The 19,938-nt window shown below is 69.9% G+C and carries 19 protein-coding genes; 6 read left to right on the plus strand and 13 right to left on the minus strand.

Annotated elements, in window-relative coordinates:
- Positions 1-5: 5 nt before the first annotated feature.
- The 5 genes from AB0M83_RS08160 to AB0M83_RS08180 all read left to right on the plus strand — a co-directional run bounded on the left by AB0M83_RS08160 (position 6) and on the right by AB0M83_RS08180 (position 5,658).
- Positions 6-1,529: a right-handed parallel beta-helix repeat-containing protein gene (locus AB0M83_RS08160; protein ID WP_364514282.1), complete on the plus strand. Its 1,524-nt coding sequence runs from the start codon at positions 6-8 to the stop codon at positions 1,527-1,529.
- 1 nt (position 1,530) lies between these two features.
- On the plus strand, positions 1,531-2,784 hold the full coding sequence (locus tag AB0M83_RS08165; RefSeq protein ID WP_364514284.1) for an O-antigen ligase domain-containing protein: 1,254 nt from the start codon (positions 1,531-1,533) through the stop codon (positions 2,782-2,784).
- On the plus strand, positions 2,781-3,956 hold the full coding sequence (locus tag AB0M83_RS08170; protein WP_364514286.1) for a glycosyltransferase family 4 protein: 1,176 nt from the start codon (positions 2,781-2,783) through the stop codon (positions 3,954-3,956). The genes AB0M83_RS08165 and AB0M83_RS08170 overlap by 4 nt, the downstream gene beginning before the upstream one ends.
- Positions 3,953-4,600: a phosphatase PAP2 family protein gene (locus AB0M83_RS08175; protein WP_364514289.1), complete on the plus strand. Its 648-nt coding sequence runs from the start codon at positions 3,953-3,955 to the stop codon at positions 4,598-4,600. Before AB0M83_RS08170 ends, AB0M83_RS08175 begins: the two co-directional genes overlap by 4 nt.
- A 443-nt stretch (positions 4,601-5,043) precedes the next feature.
- Entirely contained in the window at positions 5,044-5,658 is a 615-nt protein-coding gene (locus tag AB0M83_RS08180) for a maleylpyruvate isomerase family mycothiol-dependent enzyme (RefSeq protein WP_364514292.1), read from the plus strand.
- Here AB0M83_RS08180 and AB0M83_RS08185 read toward each other — a convergent pair.
- The 12 genes from AB0M83_RS08185 to AB0M83_RS08240 all read right to left on the minus strand — a co-directional run bounded on the left by AB0M83_RS08185 (position 5,645) and on the right by AB0M83_RS08240 (position 18,411).
- Positions 5,645-6,259, minus strand: a complete 615-nt coding sequence (locus tag AB0M83_RS08185) for an HAD-IA family hydrolase (protein ID WP_364514294.1) — start codon at positions 6,257-6,259, stop codon at positions 5,645-5,647. The two genes, AB0M83_RS08180 and AB0M83_RS08185, sit on opposite strands and share 14 nt — an antisense overlap.
- 167 nt (positions 6,260-6,426) lie before the next feature.
- Complete coding sequence (locus tag AB0M83_RS08190; protein ID WP_364514297.1) at positions 6,427-7,908, minus strand: right-handed parallel beta-helix repeat-containing protein; 1,482 nt, start codon at positions 7,906-7,908, stop codon at positions 6,427-6,429.
- Positions 7,909-8,058: 150 nt separating this feature from the next.
- The gene (locus tag AB0M83_RS08195; RefSeq protein ID WP_364514300.1) at positions 8,059-9,375 is read right to left on the minus strand and encodes a glutamate-1-semialdehyde 2,1-aminomutase; all 1,317 of its coding nucleotides are present in this window, start codon (positions 9,373-9,375) and stop codon (positions 8,059-8,061) included.
- Between the two features lie 5 nt (positions 9,376-9,380).
- Positions 9,381-9,929, minus strand: a complete 549-nt coding sequence (locus tag AB0M83_RS08200; protein ID WP_364514303.1) for a dTDP-4-dehydrorhamnose 3,5-epimerase family protein — start codon at positions 9,927-9,929, stop codon at positions 9,381-9,383.
- Complete coding sequence (locus tag AB0M83_RS08205; RefSeq protein ID WP_364514306.1) at positions 9,926-11,110, minus strand: polysaccharide pyruvyl transferase family protein; 1,185 nt, start codon at positions 11,108-11,110, stop codon at positions 9,926-9,928. The genes AB0M83_RS08200 and AB0M83_RS08205 overlap by 4 nt, the downstream gene beginning before the upstream one ends.
- Complete coding sequence (locus tag AB0M83_RS08210) at positions 11,107-12,051, minus strand: glycosyltransferase family A protein (RefSeq protein ID WP_364514309.1); 945 nt, start codon at positions 12,049-12,051, stop codon at positions 11,107-11,109. The genes AB0M83_RS08205 and AB0M83_RS08210 overlap by 4 nt, the downstream gene beginning before the upstream one ends.
- 7 nt (positions 12,052-12,058) lie before the next feature.
- On the minus strand, positions 12,059-13,435 hold the full coding sequence (locus AB0M83_RS08215; RefSeq protein WP_364514312.1) for a hypothetical protein: 1,377 nt from the start codon (positions 13,433-13,435) through the stop codon (positions 12,059-12,061).
- Between the two features lie 2 nt (positions 13,436-13,437).
- Positions 13,438-14,718 (minus strand): DUF4910 domain-containing protein, encoded by a 1,281-nt coding sequence (locus AB0M83_RS08220; protein ID WP_364514314.1) that lies wholly within the window; start codon positions 14,716-14,718, stop codon positions 13,438-13,440.
- Positions 14,718-15,737, minus strand: a complete 1,020-nt coding sequence (locus AB0M83_RS08225) for an SDR family oxidoreductase (protein WP_364514317.1) — start codon at positions 15,735-15,737, stop codon at positions 14,718-14,720. Before AB0M83_RS08225 ends, AB0M83_RS08220 begins: the two co-directional genes overlap by 1 nt.
- Before the next feature lie 4 nt (positions 15,738-15,741).
- Positions 15,742-16,389 (minus strand): PIG-L deacetylase family protein, encoded by a 648-nt coding sequence (locus AB0M83_RS08230; RefSeq protein ID WP_364514319.1) that lies wholly within the window; start codon positions 16,387-16,389, stop codon positions 15,742-15,744.
- Positions 16,386-17,177, minus strand: coding sequence for a glucose-1-phosphate cytidylyltransferase (locus tag AB0M83_RS08235; protein WP_364514322.1), 792 nt, complete (start codon positions 17,175-17,177; stop codon positions 16,386-16,388). The genes AB0M83_RS08230 and AB0M83_RS08235 overlap by 4 nt, the downstream gene beginning before the upstream one ends.
- A gap of 1 nt (position 17,178) precedes the next feature.
- A complete protein-coding gene (locus tag AB0M83_RS08240; protein ID WP_364514325.1) occupies positions 17,179-18,411 on the minus strand; it encodes a class I SAM-dependent methyltransferase in 1,233 nt (410 codons plus the stop codon).
- 199 nt (positions 18,412-18,610) lie between these two features.
- Between AB0M83_RS08240 and AB0M83_RS08245 the strand changes: the two genes are divergently transcribed.
- Entirely contained in the window at positions 18,611-18,979 is a 369-nt protein-coding gene (locus AB0M83_RS08245) for a YrdB family protein (RefSeq protein ID WP_364514327.1), read from the plus strand.
- A 64-nt stretch (positions 18,980-19,043) separates the two neighbouring features.
- On the opposite strand, the gene AB0M83_RS08250 is transcribed toward AB0M83_RS08245, so the two are convergent.
- Positions 19,044-19,919 carry an LLM class F420-dependent oxidoreductase gene (locus AB0M83_RS08250; protein WP_364514329.1) on the minus strand — a complete coding sequence of 292 codons (876 nt, stop codon included), beginning with the start codon at positions 19,917-19,919 and terminating at the stop codon, positions 19,044-19,046.
- Positions 19,920-19,938: the final 19 nt, after the last annotated feature.

Here is a 19,938-nt window from a genome sequence, read left to right on the forward strand (position 1 = left end):
CGCCCGTGACAGCCCGCCGTTCCCGACTCCGCCGTGCCGCTCCGCTGCTCGGTGTCCTCCTCACGGTCGCGGCGTGCTCGAGCGGCCCGGACTCCACCGGTCCGGCCCAGGCCACCCCCGCTCCCAGCGGGTCGGTCGCGGCGGTCTGCGACAAGGAGCCGGCGGGCCCGGTGAGCGCTCCGGCGGGCGCGGTCGCCGTCGACCCGGGGGTGCCGGGCGACCTCGCCGCGAAGACGCGCGCGGCCGGCCCCGGCACGACGTTCTGGCTCAAGCCGGGCAAGCACATCCTCGGCGACGACAAGTACGACCAGGTCTCGCCCAAGGACGGCGACGTCTACATCGGTGCGCCCGGCGCGGTCGTCGACGGCCGGAAGATCAACCAGTACGCGTTCACCGGCCACGGGACGAACGTCAAGCTCACCTACCTGACCGTCCAGGGCTTCGCCGCGCCCCGCGACGAAGGCGTGGTCAACCACGACTCCGGCGACGGCTGGGTGATCGAGCACTCGACCATCCAGGACAACGACGGCGCCGGCCTGATGGCGGGCGCGCGCCAGCAGGTGCGCGGCAACTGCCTGCGCCGCAACGGCCAGTACGGGATGAACGCCTTCTCCGGCACCACCCCGATCACCGCGCTGGTCGTCGAGGGCAACGAGATCGCCGGCAACAACACCGGCGACTGGGAAGCGAAGGTCGACGGCTGCGGCTGCACCGGCGGCGTCAAGTTCTGGGACGTCAACGGCGCGGACGTGCGCGGCAACTGGGTGCACGACAACCACGGCACCGGGCTGTGGGCCGACACGAACAACAACGACTTCCTCATCGAGGGCAACCTCATCGAGAACAACGACAGCGCCGCGCTGATCTACGAGATCAGCTACAACGCGGTCATCCGCGACAACACGATCCGCAAGAACAACTGGGTCGACGGCCGCAGGTACGCCGACAAGGGCGACAACTTCCCGACCCCGGCGATCTACATCTCCGAGTCCGGCGGCGAGCCCCGGGTCAAGGCGCGGACGGCGAAGATCGAGATCTCCCGCAACTACCTGGAGAACAACTGGTCCGGGATCACGCTGTGGGAGAACGCCGACCGCTACTGCAACAGCCCGGCCAACACCAGCTCCGGCGACTGCACCCGGCTGGTGCCGGACGTCAAGACGTGCGCGGACCCGGCCATCACGAGCGGGCCGCTGCTGAGCGACTGCCGCTGGAAGACCCAGCACGTCGACATCCACGACAACAAGTTCGTCCTGGACCCGGCCGTCGTCGGCTGCCAGGCGTCGTGCGGCCGGATGGGGCTGCTCTCCAACTTCGGCACCTACCCGGACTGGTCGCCGTACAAGGGCGACGTCGTCCAGGAAGCGATCACGTACAAGCAGGACAACCGCTGGCACGACAACAGCTACGCCGGCCCGTGGACCTTCATCGCGTACACGACCGACCGCATCCTCGAGGTCGGCGAGTGGGAAGGCTCGCCGTACTCGCAGGACACCGGCAGCACGTATACCGCACAGGGCGGGGGCTGACATGGCGGCGCAAACCGGCATCGCGGGCATCCGCGGCGACGCCGCGATCGAACCCGCGTCGGCGACACCGAAGTGGGCGGCCCTGGCGTGGGCCCTGCTGATCGTCAACACGCTCGGCTCGACCGGCGCGAAGACGGTCATTCCGCTGCCGCGCTCGGTCAGCCAGCTGGTCACCATGGGCGCGCTGATGACGGCGTTCGTGATCGCGCTGGTGCTGAACAAGCACCTGCGGATCCGGCCGAGCGCGTACCTGCTGCTGCTGACGCTGCTGCTGGTGTCGAGCATCCTGTCCAGCGCCGACCTGCAGGAGGGCGCCGGCGCGCTGTTCCGGTGCTTCCGGCTCACGGTGTTCGTCTCCACGCTCTGGTTGCTGACCCGCTGGTGGGACGGCGGGTTCACGTTCGTCCGCGCCCACATCCGCACGTACGCCCTCGTGCTCGCGTCGGTGGCGGTCGGTCTCGTGGTCTCGCCCGGCAACGCGATGCCGGAGGAGTACGGCGGCCGGCTCTCGGGCGCGATCTGGCCGCTGACCCCGCCGCAGGTCGGCCAGTACGCGGCGGTCATTTCCGGGCTCACGCTCCTGCTCTGGTTCGGGCGCCGCACGACATGGCGTGGCGCGCTGTACATCGTGGTGCCGGCGCTGGGGCTGCTGCTGCTCACGCACACCCGCACGGCGACGCTCGGCCTGGTCGCCGGGCTGGCCGTGGCCTTCCTGTCGATGCTGCTGACCAGCGCCCGCGCGCGGAAGGTGTTCGCCTGGACGGTCGGCGTCGGCGGGGTCGCCGGCGTCGTGCTGGCGGGCGCGCTGCAGGCGTGGTTCCTCCGCGGGCAGAGCGCGGACAACTTCTCCAGCCTGACCGGCCGCGCGAAGGTGTGGGACGCGCTGCTGGAGGCCCCGCGGACGACGTCGGAGTACATCTTCGGGGTCGGGCTGACGGACAAGTCCTACGACGGCCTGCCGATCGACAACAGCTGGCTCGCGATCTACCACGAGCAGGGCTTCGTCGGGATCGCGCTGGTGGCGGGGTTCCTCCTCACGTTGGTCGTGGTGGCCGTGCTGCGGCCGCCGTCGCTGGCTCGCGCGTGCGCGATCTTCCTGATCACCTACTGCCTTTCGGCCTCCTACACCGAAGCCGGCCTCGGCGACGCGTCGCCGTACCTGCTGCACCTGGCCCTGGCCGCGTCGCTACTGGTCCGCGGGGTGCCGCAGTCCGACGAACAAGCATTCATCCCGGCGAAGGGGTCAGTCGCGTGAAGGTGCTCGTGGTGCACAACCGGTACCGGTCCGAGCAGCCGAGCGGCGAGAACAACGTCGTCGACGCCGAAGTGACGCTGCTCGCCGAGGGCGGGCACCAGGTGTCGCTGTTCGAACGCCGCAGCGACGACATCGGGTCGATGTCGCTGCCCCGCAAGGCCGCGGTGCCGCTGACGGTGCCGTGGAACCCGGCGGTGCGGAAGGAGCTCGCCGCCCGGCTGCGCGCGTCCCGTCCGGACGTCGTGCACATCCACAACACGTTCCCGCTGCTGTCGCCGTCGGTGGTCGCGGCCTGCGCGGACGCGGGGGTGCCCGCGGTCGCGACGCTGCACAACTACGGGATGGTCTGCCCACCCGGCACGCTCCACCGCGACGGCCGCATCTGCACCGAGTGCGTCGGCGGCGCACCGCTGCCGGCGGTGAAGCACGGCTGCTACCGCGGTTCCCGCGTGGCGACGCTCCCGATGGCGGCGAGCACGGCCGCGAACCGGCGCCGGTGGTGGACGGGCATCGCCCGGTTCTTCTGCATTTCGGCGGCCCAACGTGACCTCCTGGTGTCGGCCGGGATGCCCGGCGAGCGGATGGCGGTGAAGCACAACTTCGTCACCGACCCCGGCGTCCGCCGCACCGGCGACGGCAAGCACGTGCTGTTCCTCGGCCGCGTCACCGAGGAGAAGGGGGTCGGCCTGCTGATGCGGGCGTGGGACCGCCTCGGCGGAGCCCTGGGCGTGCCGCTGGTCATCGCCGGTACGGGCCCGATGCAGGACGAGGTCGCGACCTGGGCGGCCGGCCGCGCGGACGTGTCGTACGTGGGTCTCCGGAACAAGGCGGAGTGCCGTGCCCTGACGGCCGACGCGGTGGCGGTGGTGGCGCCGTCGACGTGGCTGGAGGCGTTCGGTCTGGTGGTCGTCGAGGCGATGGCCGCGGGCGTCCCGACGGTGGCGGCATCCCACGGCGCGTTCCCGGAACTGGTGGACGACGGCGTCACCGGTCTCCTGCACGCGCCGAACGACCCGGCCTCGCTGGCGAACCAGTTGAGGAAGGTGGCCGGCGACCGCAACCGCGAGATGGGCGAGGCGGCCCGCGTCCGGTACGAGAAGGACTTCACCCCGGCGGTCGGCTTGGACCGGTTGATCACCGGGTACGAGGCGGCCATCGAGGCGCACGGGTGAGGCAGCTGGTCCGTGAGGCGCCCGCAGCCGTGCCGGCCGCGTTGCGCGCCCCCTTGGCCATGACGGCTGCCCTCGCGACGGCGGTGCTGGTCGCGCTCGGCATCCTCCATTTCCACGACTCGGGGTTGACGGGCATCGACGCGGCGGTCCTCCCGTCGATCGACGGCGTCCGGCCGCCGTGGCGATACGTGGCCCTGGTCATCGACTTCGGCGGCGAGCCGGTGGGGGCGACGATCCTGGTCGCAGTGCTCGCACTGGTGTGCTTCCTGGCCCAACGCATCCGGGCGGCGGTGCTGACGGTGCTCGGCGTGGCGGTCACGGTGGCGGTGACGACGTCGCTGAAGCCGATCATCGGGCGCACGATTCATGGCGAGTTCCTCTCGTATCCGAGCGGGCACACGGCGTTGGCCACGGCGCTGGCGGTGGTGATCGCGCTGCTGGTGGCGGATCGGCTGGGGTTGGGCCGGGCGCCGGCGGTGGTCTTGGTGCTGGGGCTGGCGTTGGTCGCCGGGGTGGCGATGGGCTGGGCCGAGGTGGCATTGGGAGCGCACTACCCGACGGATGCGGTGGGTGGGTTCTGTGCCGCGTTGGCGGCGGTCCCGGCGACGGCGTGGGTGGTGGACCGCGCAGCCGAACGGCTGTGACGCTGGTCAGGGGTTAGCTGGGTTCGCTGTGCCGGCAGGGTGTGTTTTCTGACGGGGTACTCAAGCCGGCCCGGCTGGTGGTGGGGCTGCTGGGTGGCGAGGAAGCGTGCTTGGCGGGCTGATCGCGGTCGGCCAAACGCCGCGCGGACCGCTGCTCGCCTCCGGTGTGTGATCCCAGCCCTGCCGTCCTGGTGATTGGCCGCCCGGGGACGGCCTGGTCCCAACCCTTCGGCTTCGCCTCGGCCTTCGACCTTCCTGCCCTGCCCTCCTGGCCCTCCGGATCTGCTCCGGCCGGGCCTCCGAGCCCACTGCGGCAGCGGGCCCTGGCTCAGCCTGGCCTCGGGGTAGCGCGCGGATTGAGCGGGCTCCGATGCGGAATCTGACTGTCGGTCTGGGCCGCTCTCGTTCGTCGGTGGAGTGACCTACCCGCGAAGGAGAGACCGATGATCCAAGACATGATCGCCGCCGAGCGGCGGGAGCTGGCCAGCTTGCTCGGTGCGCTGACGCCGGCCGAGTGGGCTTCGGCGACCCTGTGCGCCGGTTGGCGGGTCCCAGAGGTTGTCGCCCACATGACCATGCCCTTCCGGTTCTCGGCCGGGCGGTTCGTGCGCGAGATGGTGAAGTCCGCGGGGCGCTTCAACCGGATGGCCGATCGCGTGGCTCGGCAGGAGGCCGCCGAGCTTTCGCGGGATGTCCTCGTCGCCTCGCTGCGGGACAACGCCGGCCACCCGTGGCAGCCGCCCGGCGGCGGGCCGGAGGGTGCCCTCAGCCACGATGTGATCCACGGCCTCGACATCACGACCGCCCTCGAGCTGGATCGCCGCGTGCCCCTGGACCGGCTGGAAGTGGTGCTCGGCGGAGTCAAGCCGAAGCAGGTGAAGTACTTCGGCACTGATCTCACCGGCGTTTGCCTGCGTGCCGACGACCTCGATTGGTCGTACGGCAGCGGGACCCCGGTCACCGGCCTGGCCCAGGACCTGCTGCTGGTGCTCTGCAACCGGCGCCTGCCGGTGGGACGTCTTCGGGGCGAGCCGAGCGCGCGCTTCACCACGGTCTGAGCTCCTTCCGCAATTCTTCCATTGTGGACAGTGAGGTGGTGCCGTACCGCAGCGCTTGCAGGCCGGCAGCGCGTGCGGCCGAGACGTTCTCCGCGCGGTCGTCGATGAGCAGGATCCGGTTCGGCGCCACGTCGAGGCGGCGGCACGCGCCGGTGAACGCTTCGGGGGCGGGTTTGCGTACTCCGGTGTCGCCGCTGACGAACCAGTCGGTCAGGTACTCGCCGAGGCCGAACCACTCACGCAAGAGCTTCGACCACTCGCTGACGTCGTTGCTCAGGCAGCCGAGCCGCACTCCGGTCGCGTCGAGCTCGGCGAGGACCGCGACCACGCCTTCGGTCAGGCGGTGGTTCCGGCAGTACTCCTCGTCCGATGCGCCGGACGCGCCGGCGTTCGCCCAGAAGTCGGACGAGGACATCTTGCCGAGGCTGCATTCCTCGTACAGCTGGACTATCTCCTCCCGGCGCAGCACGCTGCCGTGGCTGCGGAGGTAGGGCACGAGCAAGTCACCGACGTCGTCGGCGGAGGAGTAGAGGACGCCCATCGCGTCGAACAGGACGACGTCGATCGCGTCGCGGTCGAGGGGTGCGGGGATGGCGGACATGTCTTCGACGGTACCGAACACCCGTGCGAACGCCATCACTGAAATGGGTGAAGTGCGGGCTGTCCGGAATTCTCCGTTCGCGATTTTTCCCTTTGGTAGCAACCAAAAGAGGGATCAAAAACCGAGGCCGCGACGAAAAGTGTCGGACCCCCTCGGCAAGCTCCTGATCAGCAGCCGGCGGTCCCGCCGTCGAACGAAGAGCACTCGTCCTGCGAGTAGGGCTCCGCCCGCCAGCCCGCAGTGTCGACCGTCCTGGAGGTGTCATGCACGACGAAGGTCCACGGCCCGGCGTAGGAGTTGTCGTGCCAGCGGTTGCCCTGCTGGAAGGTGATCGCCTCTTCCACGACGGTTCCCTTGTAGGGAGACCAGTCCGGGAAGGTCCCGTAGTTCGACAGCAGCGCCATCCGCCCGCAGAGGCTCGTGCAGCCCACCCGTTTGGGATCGAACCGGAAGGTGTTCCCGTGAACCTCCACTCGCTGGGTCTTCCAGCGGCAGTCGTCGTACGCCGGTGGTTTCTCGATCCTGCCCGCCGCGCACGAAGACTGCGCAGCCACCTTGGTGCAGTAACCCGAAGACGTGTTCGCCGGGCTGCTGCAGAAGCGGTCGGCGTTCTCCCACAACGTGATCCCGGCCCAGTTGTCCTCGAACGTGTTCCCGCTGATGTCGACGGCCGACGTCCGCGCCGGCACGCGGGGCTCGCCGCCCGACTCCGACAGGTACACCGTCGCGGCCGGGAAGTTGTCGCCGCGCGCCGCGAACGCGCGGCCCTGCACCAGCGTGTTGCCGCGGAACGTGTTGCCGCGCAGCACGAGGTTGTAGCTGGTCTCGTAGAACAGTGCCTCGGCGTCGTTGGCCTCGAACAGGTTCCCCTCGATGAGGAAGTCGTTGTTGCCCGTGTCCGCCCACAGGCCGGCGCCGCGGTTGCCGTGGACCCAGTTGCCGCTGATGTCGGCGCCGTTCACGGCCCAGAACTTGGCGCCGCCGCTGCACCCGCAGCCCGGCACCTTGGCTTCCCAGTCACCGGTGTTGTTGCCGGTGATCTCGTTGCCCTCCAGCACGAGCCCGGTGATGCCGTCGCCGGCCTGGTAGGCGTTGAGCCCGTATTGACCGTTGTTGCGCAGGCAACTGTGCCGGACGACCTGGCGCGCCCCGGCCATCAGCCCCGCGCCCGCGTTGTCCTCGATGGTCGTGTTCTCGATGAGCCAGCCGTCACCGGAGTCGTGGTTCACCACACCCTGGTCCTGGAGCGCGGCGAACCCGCGGATCGTGAGCCCGTGGAGTTCGACGTCGCGGGCCCGCTGGGTGAAGGCCGCCTGGTTGACGCCGCGGCCGTCGACGACCGCGCCCGGCGCACCGAGGTACACGTCGCCGTCCTTCGGGGCGACCTGGCCGAACCGGTCGGTGCCGAGCGTGTGGGTGCCGGGGCGGAGCCAGAACGTCGTGCCGGGCGGGTTCGCCGCCGTCTTGGCCGAGAGGTCTCCGTCGACGCCCGGATCGACGGGGACGGCCCCTGGAGGCGCTTCCTCGTGCTTCGCGGGCTGGTGGTCGCACACCGGTCCGGGCCCGTCGGCGCCCCGCGCGATCGCCGGGCAGGCCACGGCGATGAGGAGCGAGCAAGCAGCGACGAGAACCGCACGAGATCTACCCATGGACGGAAGTTACGCACGAACGGGCCGGAAGACAGTCACCCTCAAGTGTCCTCATCGGACCCAGAGGGTGAATCCGGCTCGCCCGTGGGGCGAGAAGACGGCGAAGGCCGGCCGGAGCGAACTCCCCGGCCGGCCGGCGTCGATCCCGGGTCAGGCGAACTTGCGGAACACCGGCTGCACCGGGCGCCCGCCCATCCACGGCGTGGGGTCGTTCGCGTCGAGGGCCTTCCGGTACACCGTGCAGGCCTGGGCGACCACGTCGATGGTCTTGTCGATGTCCGCCTCGGTGAGCGCGGCGCTGACCACGAAGGACGGCCCGAGCACCCCGCCGCTCACCAGCTCGCGCAGGAACAGTGTCCGGTACGGCTGGGACGGCTTGAGCTGCTCGTCCAAGGTGCCGAAGACCAGGTTGCTGGAGCGCCCGCGGACGACCACGTGGTCTCCGACGCCGATCCCGGCGGCCACCTCGCGGACCCCGGCGGCGAGCCGGTCACCGAGGGCGTGCAGCCGCGCGATGACGTCCTCGTCGCGGTAGACGTCCATCACCGCGATCGCGGCGGCGAGGGAGTGCGTCTCGGCGCCGTGGGTGGTCGAGAGCAGGAACACCCGTTCCCGGTCGGTGTGCAGCCCGCCGATCTCCATCAGCTCCCGCTTGCCGGCCAGCGCGGAGACGGCGAAGCCGTTGCCCAGCGCCTTGCCGAACGTCGAAAGGTCCGGGGTGACACCGTAGAGGCCCTGGGCGCCGTGGGCGGACCAGCGGAACCCGGTGATCATCTCGTCGAAGATCAGCACCACGCCGTGGCGCGTGGCGAGCTCCCGCAGGCCCTGCAGGTATTCCGGCGGCGGGCCGACCGCGGCCGCCGGCTCCAGGATCATGCACGCGATTTCGCCCTCGTGGCGCTGCAGCAGCTCTTCCGTGGCCTGCAAGTCGCCGTACGGAAAGGACACGACCGCTTCGGTCGTCTCGTCCGGGATTCCCGCGTTCATCGCCGTGCTGCCGATGAACCAGTCGTCGGTCGAGAAGAAGGCGTGGTCGGCGCACCTGGCGACGAGCCGGCGGCCGGTGGCGGCGCGGGCCAACCGGACCGCGGCAGTCGTGGCGTCCGAGCCGTTCTTGGTGAACTTCACCATGTCGGCCGTCGGCACGTTCTCCAGGAACCGCTCGGCGGCCTCGGCTTCGATGATCGACGGGCGGATGAAGTTGCTGCCCTTGCCGAGCTCGCCGCGGACCGCGTCCAGGATCCGCGGGTGGGCGTGGCCCAAGCTGACCGCTCTCAGACCGGCGCCGTATTCGATGTACTCGTTGCCGTCGACGTCCCAGACGTGGCCGCCGAGACCGTGGGAGATGACCGGAGCCATCCCTTCGGGATACTGGTCCGAGCCCTTGGCGTAAGTGTGCGCACCTCCCGGGATGACCCGGTGCAGCCGCTCGTTCGCCTCCGTGGAGCGGGGCAAGTTCGTTCCCATGTGGGTCACCTCGTTGGTTTCAACGCCTCTCCGAGAGACGGCGCGCGCTCATCCCGGTCACTGACCATTGTGACCGGCAGTGGCCACGAAATGTCCAATTCTGGGTCTTTGTACGAAATTGTGATGTCTTCGGCCGGGTCGTGGGGCCGATCGATACGGTACGAGACGTCCGAGATATCGGTGAGTGACTGGAATCCGTGCGCACAGCCCGCCGGGATGTACACGGAAACCTGCGTATCACCGGAAAGTTCGAACGTTTTGACATTGCGGAATGTGGGCGAATCCGGTCGAAGGTCCACGACGACGTCGAAGATCGCGCCGTGCGAGCAGCGCACCAGTTTCGCCTCGCCGGCCCCGCCACGCAGGTGCATCCCGCGGACGACTCCCTTGCGGGAACGGGAAAGGCTGTCCTGGGCGAAGCCGTCCGGGTCGATCCCCACCGACGCGACGACCTCGCGGTCGAACGTCCGGCTGAAGAAGCCGCGCTCGTCGGCGTGGGGGGTCGGTTCGAACAGGTACACGCCCTCGATCTCGGGCACCGGAATGGCCTTCATCGCGCACCCCCGAAGAGGGCCGCCGAAAGGGCGGCGAACTGGTCTTTGAGTCGCTGAGCGTTGTTCTCGTTCCGTTCCGCCAGGATCTGGCGCAGTTCTGGCGAACGGTTTTCGAGTTCGGTGAACTGCTCGACGAGCCGGTCGAAGTCGACGGTCTTCGCCCGCTGGGTGAAGCCGTCGAGGCCCATCTCCGCCATGAGCACGTCGTTCTTCGGCGCGTACCCGATCGCGACAGTCGGTTTCGCGACCTTCAGAGCGCAGAGCACGTTGTGGTAGCGCGTGGCCACCACGCTGTCCACCGCCGCCATCTCGTGCATCAGCTCGCCCAGGGTCTCCGCCGAAGCCGCCGTCACCAGCGGGGACGCGGTCTTCTCGATGATCTCGTCGACGACCTGCCGGTCGATCCGATCACCGATGAACAGCCGGACCGGCCTGCCCTGGTCCACGAGCCACGCGACGAACCGGTTCATCGTGTCGACGTAGTGGCGGTAGATCCGGTCGCCTTCGGCCCGGTCGTCGTTGCCGCCGTAGTAGGCCATCACGCCGACGCCGACGGTTCCCGGCTCGCCGCCGGCGGCCGGAGTGGGAAGGGAGAACGCGAGGTCGGGGTAGACCTCGTCACGGCTGGTGTCGACGCCCATGGCGCGCAGGGCGTCGCGGGAGATGTCGTCGCGGTAGGAGCGGTACGCGGCGAGCCGGCCGGACCAGCGGACGAGCGTCCGCGTGGCCAGTGCGCTGATCTCGTCGGCGCCGACGCTGACCAGCGCGACCTTCGTGCCGAAGAGCCGCCCGGTGGCGGAAAGGAGGAAGAGCGAATACGGGAAACCCCACGGACGCAGGGGAAGCGTCGCCTCGAGCACGCCCATGCCGGGCACGATGACGACGTCCTGCTTGCGGACCCAGGCGGCCGTGCGGCCGATGTCCACCAGCTTGCCGAGTCCTTTGAGGACGATCGAGCGCAGGCCGGACGCCGTTTCGTACTCGGCCTGGTTCCAGTGCAGGGGCGTGGTGTCGACGCCGTACCGCTCGCGGACCACGTCCGGGCCGCCCACCAGACCGGTCAGGACGGCGTCCGGGTGTTCGGCGCGCAGGTAGCCGAGCACGGCTTCGAGGGAACCGTCGTTGCCGAGGTTCCCCGAGCCGAGCAGGCCGAACACGCCGACGCGCGGGGCACGCTTCACGCGAGCCTGCCTTCCCGGCCCGCCACGATCTCGTTGACCGTGGTGACGTCGGAGGCGGTCGGCGCGCGGTCCTCGACGCGCTCGCCGTGGCCGGAGCGAGCCCGGTTGGTCAGCCAGGCGCCGAGGTGCCCGAAGCACTCGCGCTTGTCGGCGGCCGAGATCGGCGCGCGGCGGATCAGGTCCGCGAACCCGAAGACGTACTCGCCGAGCAGGCGGATGGTCGGGTTCCGGAGCCGGTTCGCGCGCCGCGGGTCCAGGTTCGCGCACCGGCTCCGGATGGTCGGGTTGGCCCGTTCCGCGCGGCCCGGGTGGTCGCGGCGGAAGTAGAGCAGCTCGGGCACCTGGTGGAACGCGCCGTGCAGGGCCATCTCGGCGGAGTAGGTCCGGTCGGCGTGGTGGTAGCTGTCGAGCGGCTTGACGCGGCGGAGGACGTCGGCGCGGATGACGCCGTAGAAGTCGTCGCCGCCGGGCTCGAACAGGATGCTGCGGAAGCGGTCCGGGGCGTGCGGGGAGGCGGTGTCCAGCGTGTACTCGAGCGGCTGGACGATGCGGCCGTCGCCGTCGATGATGGCTTGGTCGCAGTGAGCGAGGATGACGTCCGGGCGCTCGTCGAGGGCCTCGACGCACCGCTTGAGCAGGTCGCGGGCGTAGAGGTCGTCGTGGGAGACCCACTTGAAGAGCTCGGTGCGGGACACGTCGAACACGTAGTTGTGGTTCGGGGTCGCACCGATGTTCTTCGGCTGCCGGACGTAGCGGATCCGGGAGTCCTTCTCGGCGTAGCGGCGGCAGATCTCGTCGGTGCCGTCCGTGGAGGCGTTGTCCGAGATGATCAGCTCGAAGTCTTCGTAGGTCTGGCCGAGCAGGGCGTCCAGCGACTCGGCGAGGTACTCCTCGCCGTTGTACACCGGGAGGCCGAGGCTCAGCCGCGGGACGGTGGTCATGGAGTCCTCATTCCTTGATCGGCAGTGTGATCGGCTCGAAGACCACGGTGGTTTCGTTCATCCCGATCGGCGCGAAGACGATGGTGGTCTCGTTGGCTCCGGCGTCGTCCACGGCCGGTGGCACGTACTCCCGCAGGCCGAGCCGCAGTTGCCACCACCAGACGACCGATCCGGTGAGCGTCGCGATCGCGACGCCCCACGCGGACCCGGCCGCACCGCCGAGGAAGGCGCCGGTGATGCCGAACGTGACGTAGAACAGGGAGGCGATCAGCTGCGAACGCAGGCTCCGCGGTGCGGCGCCCAGGGCCCGGAGCCCGGCGGCCGCGCCGGTGGCGAAGCTTGCGCCGACCACGGCGAGGGTGACCGGGAGGATCAGCGGGGACGACGAGTCCCACACCGAGCCCATCACCCAGCGGCCGGCGGAGTCGGGGAGCAGGACCAGCAGGCCGAGACCCCAGCACAGCGCGGCGGCGGCCTGTCCGCCGCCGAGGATCATGCAGAAGTGCTTGAGCCGGTGCGGTGCCCGCTTGAGCACCCGTGCGCCCTCGGCGACCGTGACCAGGGAGAGCCCCATGAGCAGGGCGAGGAACGGTCCGAGCAGCTGCTCGGCACCGCGCACCGCGCCGACGGCGGTGATCCCGGCGATGGCGCCGAGGCCGTACGCGCGCAGCTGGGACGCGCCGCTGTTGCTGACGTTCTCGACCAGGTACCGGACACTCAGGTCGCGCTGGGTCCGGAACCAGCCGAGCACCTCGCGCGGGTGCGGGAGGACGCCGGTCTGGAACCAGCCGAAGATCGCCGCGACCGCGCCGGAGAGGCCCCAGGCCAGCACGAACGCGACCACGGTGTGGACCTGGGCGGCGATGTACAACGCCGGGAGCAGCGCGACGCCCCACACGCAGTCGTTGATGAACGCTTTCTTGCCCGCGCCGCGCGCGAAGAAGGCGAACCGCCAGGCGTCCTGCAGCAGCAGGCCCGGCAGGACGACGGCGAGCGCGACGAAAGCGTTGCCGAGCGGGCCGCCCGCCGCCAGCCCGGCGACCAGGCTGATCAGCCCGGTCACGCACCCGACGCCGATGGCGGTGCCGGAAGCGCTGGCGACCCCCAGGCGCCAGCGGTCCTCCGGCACCGCGCTGAACCGCACCATCAGCGGGTCGGTGGCCAGGCCCCGGGAAACGTTCAAGACGACGCCGTAGGTGACCCAGGCGAGGCTGAAGATGCCGAACGCGAACGTGCCCAGCGAGCGGGCCACGTACAGCCCGACCGCGAAGTTCGTCAGGCTGGACACCGCCTGGTCGCCGAGCCCCCAGCTCAGCCGCCCGGCCATGGCGCGCACGGCGCCGTTCCGGAGCAGCGAGCGCGGGGCCCGGCGATGGTTGGCCACGTTCACTCCTTGACCAAACCGGCGTCGTGCAGGGCGCGGGCGGCGACGTCGACGATGTCGAAGGGCAGCCCGGCCTGCTCGGCGATGTCCAGGAGGCTGTGCTCGCCGTCGGAGAGGTTGAGCACCCACAGCATGGCCATCTGGGCCTGCTTGGCGTCGCTGCGGCCGCCGAGCGAGTCGTACAGCCCGCGCTTGCCGAGCTGCGGCTCGCCGTACGGGCTGAGGTTGACGTACCGGCGGTTGCGGTCCAGGACGCCGAACGCGTCGCGGAGAGCGCCGAGCGTGTCCTCCATGGCCGCCGGCGAGACGAACCCCGGGTTGTCCGCCGAGGTGTGGTACTCGGGGTAACCCGCGTACGGCGTCCGCGTCAGCGAGCCGACGCCGAGGTTGAAGCCCGGCGAGCAGAACTGGCGCTCGTCGTAGCCGTACGGCGAGAAGTCGACGACCCGGTGCTCGCGCGACCGCAGCACGTGCTGCATGACGCGGTCGATCTCGGCGTCGTCGCGGCGGGACTTCTTGTACGTCAACGATCCCGGGTCACCCGCGCAGGCCAGCACCAGGCCGTGACGGACCTTCTCGATCCGTGAGGCGTTGCGCGCCAGCCACGTGATCGAGCCGATCGTCCCCGGCATGAACAGGAACCGGTACGTGTAGTGCGGCTGCGACTCGGCCAGCTGCTGCGCCAGCGACACCGCCACCGCGATGCCGGCCAGGTTGTCGTTGGCCAGCGACGGGTGGCACACGTGGCACGACACGATGACCTCGTCGGTGACGCGGCCCGGCACGACGTGCTCGCCGTACGTCAGCGAACCGTCGGCCAGGGTCGAGTCGATGACGACGTCGTACTCGCCGTCGGGCAGCGCGTCGAGCTTCTCCTGCGCGAGGCAGAAACCCCAGGCCGGGGCGTAGTAGCTGGTCCGGTAGGGCACCCACGACGGCTGGTCCGGCAGCGTGTGCAGGTGCTCCCGCAGCTCGCTCAGCGGCATCCGCTCGTTCACCGGGACGCTGTACCCGACGACGTGCAGGTTCGACTCCTGGAAATCGATGACGCGCGAGCCGTCAGGAGAGGCGACGTACGCGTCCCGGATGTTCCACTCCTGCGGGATCGTCCAGTCCAGCACCTGGGTGCCGGTCGGGACCTCGTGCCGCTCGAGCGCGATGTGCTCGCCGATGATGTCCAGGGTCCGCCGCACGCCGTCGCCGGTGATGCTGCGGCAGATCGGGTACAGCCGCTCGACCAGGGCGTGCAGCTCCGCCCCGGTCCGCAGCTGCGCGCCCGCCACTAGTGCCGCCGCAGGGTGTTGTCGACGCGGCCGGCTTCGCCCTCGCTGCGCAGCCAGGCCAGCCGGGTGAACAGCTTCTCGAACGACTCGCGGGTCAGCCCGAACTTGCGGTAGGCCTCGATGAGCTCGACGGCGCCGTCCTTGACCGACCACTCGCAGGTGAAGCCGGGGATCGCCGACCGGAAGCGCGAGAAGTCGACGCGGTACGAGCGCGGGTCGGAGCCGGCCTCGCCGGTGATGTTCAGCGTCGAGCCCGGCACGGCCTCGACGACCTCCTGGGCGATCTCCGCGACGGTGACGTTGTTGTCCTCGGTGCCGATGTTGAAGGCCTTGTTGTGCACGGCCTCCTTGGGCGCCGTCAGCGCGGCGGTGAACGCGCGCGCGATGTCCTGGGCGTGCACCAGCGGCCGCCACGGCGTGCCGTCGGAGAGCACCAGCACCTCGCCGGACAGGTGCGCGTGCGCGGTCAGGTTGTTCAGCACGATGTCGCCGCGCAGCCGGGGCGAGTAGCCGAACGCGGTCGCGTTGCGCATGTAGACCGGGGTGAAGTCGTCGTCGGCCAGCTCGTGGACGTCGGCCTCGACGCGCACCTTCGACTCGGCGTACGGCGTCACCGGCTTCAGCGGGGCGTCCTCGTCGACGAGCTTGTCGCCGCCCGCGCCGTACACCGAGCAGGTCGACGCGTAGAGGTACCGCCCGACTCCGGCCTCCTTCGCCAGCTTCGCGAGCTTTACCGACGCGTGGTGGTTGATGTCGTAGGTCAGGTCCGGCGCGAGCGAGCCCAGCGGGTCGTTCGACAGCGCGGCGAGGTGGATGACGGCGTCGAAGCCCTCGACGTGCGAAACGGTGACGTCGCGCAGGTCGACGGCCACCCCGGCCGGGTCGGCCGGCTTGGGCCCGAGCAGGCAGTCCTCGAACAGCCCCGAGTCGAGGCCGACGACCTCGTGACCGGCGGCGGCGAGGACCGGGGCCATCACCGTCCCCAGGTAGCCCTTGTGCCCCGTCAGCAACACCCGCATCGGATCAGCCCTTCAGGTCGAGAGTGAGTTTCTTGACGAAAAACGCTTCGGCGTACTTCGCGGCCGCTTCGATCCCGCGGATCCGCGCCAGGCCGAGGAACGCCTCGCGGTCGTACCAGGGCCGGTGCCGCTGCGACGCGTAGTGCTCCTGCAGCAGCCGGACCTTCTCTTCCGCGACGTCGTCGTCGAGCGGCTGGTAGACCGCGGGGGCGCCGAGGTCGCCGTCCCACTTGACGATCTCGTAGCCCAGCGCCAGGTGGTCGCGGAACGCCGTCGGCACGAGCTTCGCGAGCCCGCGGTGGTCCTGGTGGGCGTCGTCGGTCCGGGGCGCCAGGATGACGTCCGGGTCGGTCCGCCGCCGCAGCTCCTCCAGCGCGTTCTTGGCCTCTTCCCAGTGCGCCGGGAAGCGCCCGTCCGGCATCTTCAGCACCGTGACGTCGACCTGCGCGCCCGGGCAGAACGCCGCGAGCGCCGCGCGCTCCTCGTCCTCGCGGGGCGTGCCGCCGCCGGAAAGGACCAGCGCGTCGACCCGCAGGCCAGGACGCCCGGAACAGAGGGTCAACAGGGTGCCGCCGGCGCCGATCGCGATGTCGTCGCAGTGCGCGCCGAGGGCGACGACACCGCCGAGCTGTCCCGGCCGCAGCCCGATCACGCGATGCTCTCGGCGGGCTGCTCCCAGAGCGCCCAGGGCCTCTTGCCGTGCGTGTACGCGTCGTCGAGTGCCGCGCGCTCCTTGACCGTGTCGGTCGGCTTCCAGAACCCGCGGTACGGGTAGGCCAGGAGCCGGCCGCGCTTGGCCAGCTCGCCGCAGCCGTCGGCGACCAGGTCGCCGTTCTCCGGGATGTGGTCGAAGACCTCCTGCCGCAGCACGAAGTACCCGCCGTTCTCCCACAGCGGCATTTCGCTGACCGCGGTGATCGAGCCGACCATGCCGCCTTCGTCCATCTCCACGCAGTGGAACGACGACTGCGGCGGTACGACCATCATCGACGCGCCGGCGTCGGTGTTCGAGAACCGCTCGATCATGTCGGGCAGCGGGACGTCGGACAGGACGTCGGCGTAGTTCGCGAGGAACATCTCGTCGCCGTCGAGGTAGTCGCGCACGCGGCGCAGGCGCTCACCGATCGGCGACTCGATGCCGGTCTGCACGAAGGTGATCGTCCAGTCGGCGATGTCGGTCGAGAGCAGCTCCGCCTTACCGCCCCGCAGGATGAAATCGTTGGAAATGGTTTCCTGGTAGTTCAGGAAGAAGTTCTTGATGTGCGCCGCGCCGTAGCCCAGGCACAGGATGAACTCCGTGTGGCCGAAGTGCGCGTAGTAGCGCATGACGTGCCAGATGAGCGGTCTCGGACCGACCATCGCCATCGGCTTCGGGACGTCGTCGGCCGCGCCGTTGCGCATCCGCATCCCGTACCCACCGCAGAAGAGAACGACCTTCACTTCACGACACCTCGACGATTTCCAGGCGGGGGATGGGGAACACGAGCTTGCCGCCCCAGGCACCCACGAACGACAGCTGTCCGGTCAGTTCCTCCCGGAGGTTCCACGGGAGGACGAGCACGTAGTCGGGCCGATCGGCTTCGATCCGCTCCGGGGGCAGCACCGGGATCCGGGTGCCCGGGGTGAACCGGCCGTGCTTGTACGGGTTGCGATCGACCGTGTACTGCAGCAGGTCCGTGCGGATGCCGCAGTGGTTCAGCAGGGTGTTGCCCTTGCCCGGGGCGCCGTAGCCGACGACGGTCTTGCCGTCGTTGCGGGCCTCGATGAGGAACTTCAGCAGGTCCAGCCGCACGCGGGTGACGCGCTCGGCGAACTCGGTGTACCCGGACAGCTCGTGCAGCCCGGCCGCCTTCTCCCGCTCCAGGACGTCGGTCATCCGCTCGCTGGGCTCGCCCGCGACCGCGTCGGGGCGCGCCCAGAGCCGGATCGAACCGCCGTGCGTCGGCACGAGCTCGACGTCGACCACGGTCAGGCCGCCGGTCGCGAGGGCCCGGCGCGCGGATTCGACGGTGTAGTACTGGAAGTGCTCGTGGTAGATCGTGTCGTACTGGTTCTTCTCGATCAGCGTGAGCAGGTGCTGGACCTCGATGGAGACCCAGCCGTCGTCGGCGACCAGGGCGCGCAGGCCCTTGGTGAAGCCGATCACGTCGGGGATGTGCGCGTAGACGTTGTTCGCGGCCACGAGGTCCGCGGGCCCGTGCTCCTCGCGCACCTTCTGGCCGGTTTCCTCGGAGAGGAACGCGGTCAGGGTGGGCACGCCGGCGTCGCGCGCCGCCTGCCCGACGTTCACCGAAGGTTCGACGCCCAGACACCGGATGCCGTGCCCGACGACGTGCTTGAGCAGGTAGCCGTCGTTGCTGGCGACCTCGACGACGAAGGACTTCTCGCCCAGGCCCAGGCGCTCGACGGAGCTGTCGACGAAGCGCTTCGCGTGCTCGACCCAGGAGGTCGAGAACGACGAGAAGTAGGCGTACTCGGTGAATGTGTCGCCGGGGTCGATCAGCGGCGGGATCTGGGCCAGCCAGCACTCGGTGCACACGATGAGGTGCAGCGGGAAGGTGGCTTCCGGCTCGTCGAGCTGTTCGGCCGTCAAGAATCGCTCACACGGGGGAGTGGCCCCGAGATCCACCACACTGGCCGTGTTTGTCGAACCGCAGAGTCGACATGTGGTCATCTACCAGGCTCCTTGGCTCGCGGTCGCGATATGCGCTTAACACGTCGAGCAGGGGTGGATCGTCGTTACAGCGACGCGTGGCGGCCCGGTGGACCGATTCGGAACCGCAACCTGGATGGTGGGGATGTGGCAGAGATCACCGACGGTGCCGGTCCGTACCCGTAACGTCCACAGTGGACGGGGGTCCTAGGCTGGCCCGATGACTTCGGAAACGGGCCCCCGCCTGAGCGGGGTCGCGGGCGTGGTGCTGACGGTCCGCTTCCTGACGGAGCTGGCCCTGCTGGGCGGTCTGGCCCTGGCCGGCACCCAGCTCGGCAGCGGCGTGGTGCTGGCGCTCGTCGACGCGGTCCTGCTGCCGGTGGTGGCCGCCGCGGTCTGGGGTCTGTTCATCGCCCCGCGGGCCCACTGCCGGCTGCCGGAACCGGCCCGCTTCCTGGTGGAGTTCGCCCTGTTCGCGGCGACCGGCGTGGTGCTCGTGCTCGTCGGCTGGGTGATCCCGGGGATCGTGCTGGCGGTCGCCGGCATCGGCGTCGCGGCGCTGACCCGCGTCGTCGCCAAAGACGGCTGAACGCACCGGAGCCCTCCGCGCACTCGGCGCAGAGGGCTCCGGCAAGTTGCCGACAGCGAGTTGCTCAGCCGATCTTCGCGGCGGCCGGGATGACGTCCGTGCCGAACTTCTCCAGCACCGCCGGGTTGTGGACGTGCGGGACCATGCCGAGGGCCACGTCGATGCCGAGGCCGTTCAGCCGCTCCAGCTCCTTCAGCAGCTCGCCGGACTTCGAGCCGTCCTCGCCGATGTCGAGGATGTGATAGACGGTCTTGGTGATCGTGTCGTAGTCGCGGCCCTCGTTCTCGCAGTGCCGCTTGAGGACGTCGAGCTTGTGCTCCAGCTCGGGGCTGTTGAAGAGGTTGCACTGGTCGGCGTACTTGGCCACCAGCCGCAGCGTCTTCTTCTCGCCACCGCCGCCGATCATGATCGGCGGGCGCGGGTCCGACAGCGCCTGCGGCACGTTCAGCAGCCGCGACGCGTCGAAGTGCTTGCTCTTGAACGGCTCGTCGCCGTCGGCCCACATCTGCAGCACGTACTGGAGGTTTTCCTCCAGCAGCTCGAAGCGCTCCGCGACCGGCGGGAACGGGAAGCCGAGCCCGCGGGACTCGTCTTCGTTCCAGCCCGCGCCGATGCCGAGGATCGCGCGGCCGCCGGACAGGACGTCCAGCGTCGTGATCGCCTTGGCCAGCAGGCCCGGGTGCCGGTACAGGACGCCGGTGACGACGGTCAGCAGCTTGGCGCGCTCGGTGTGCGCGGCGATGAAGCCGAGGGTGGTGTACGCCTCAAGCATGTCGTTTTCGACGGGACCGACCCCGCCGATCTGGAAGAAGTGGTCCATCACGGCGATGGAGTCGAAGCCCGCGTTGTCGGCGGTGCGGACGACGGCGGCCAGTTCGGCGCCCAGCGCGGACGCCCCGTTCGGCCAGGTGAAGTCGGGGATCTGCAGTCCGAGTTTCATAGTCTCCGACCGTATACCT

The organism is Amycolatopsis sp. NPDC051106, assembly GCF_040682775.1.
In the GTDB taxonomy this organism is placed as follows: Bacteria; Actinomycetota; Actinomycetes; order Mycobacteriales; family Pseudonocardiaceae; genus Amycolatopsis.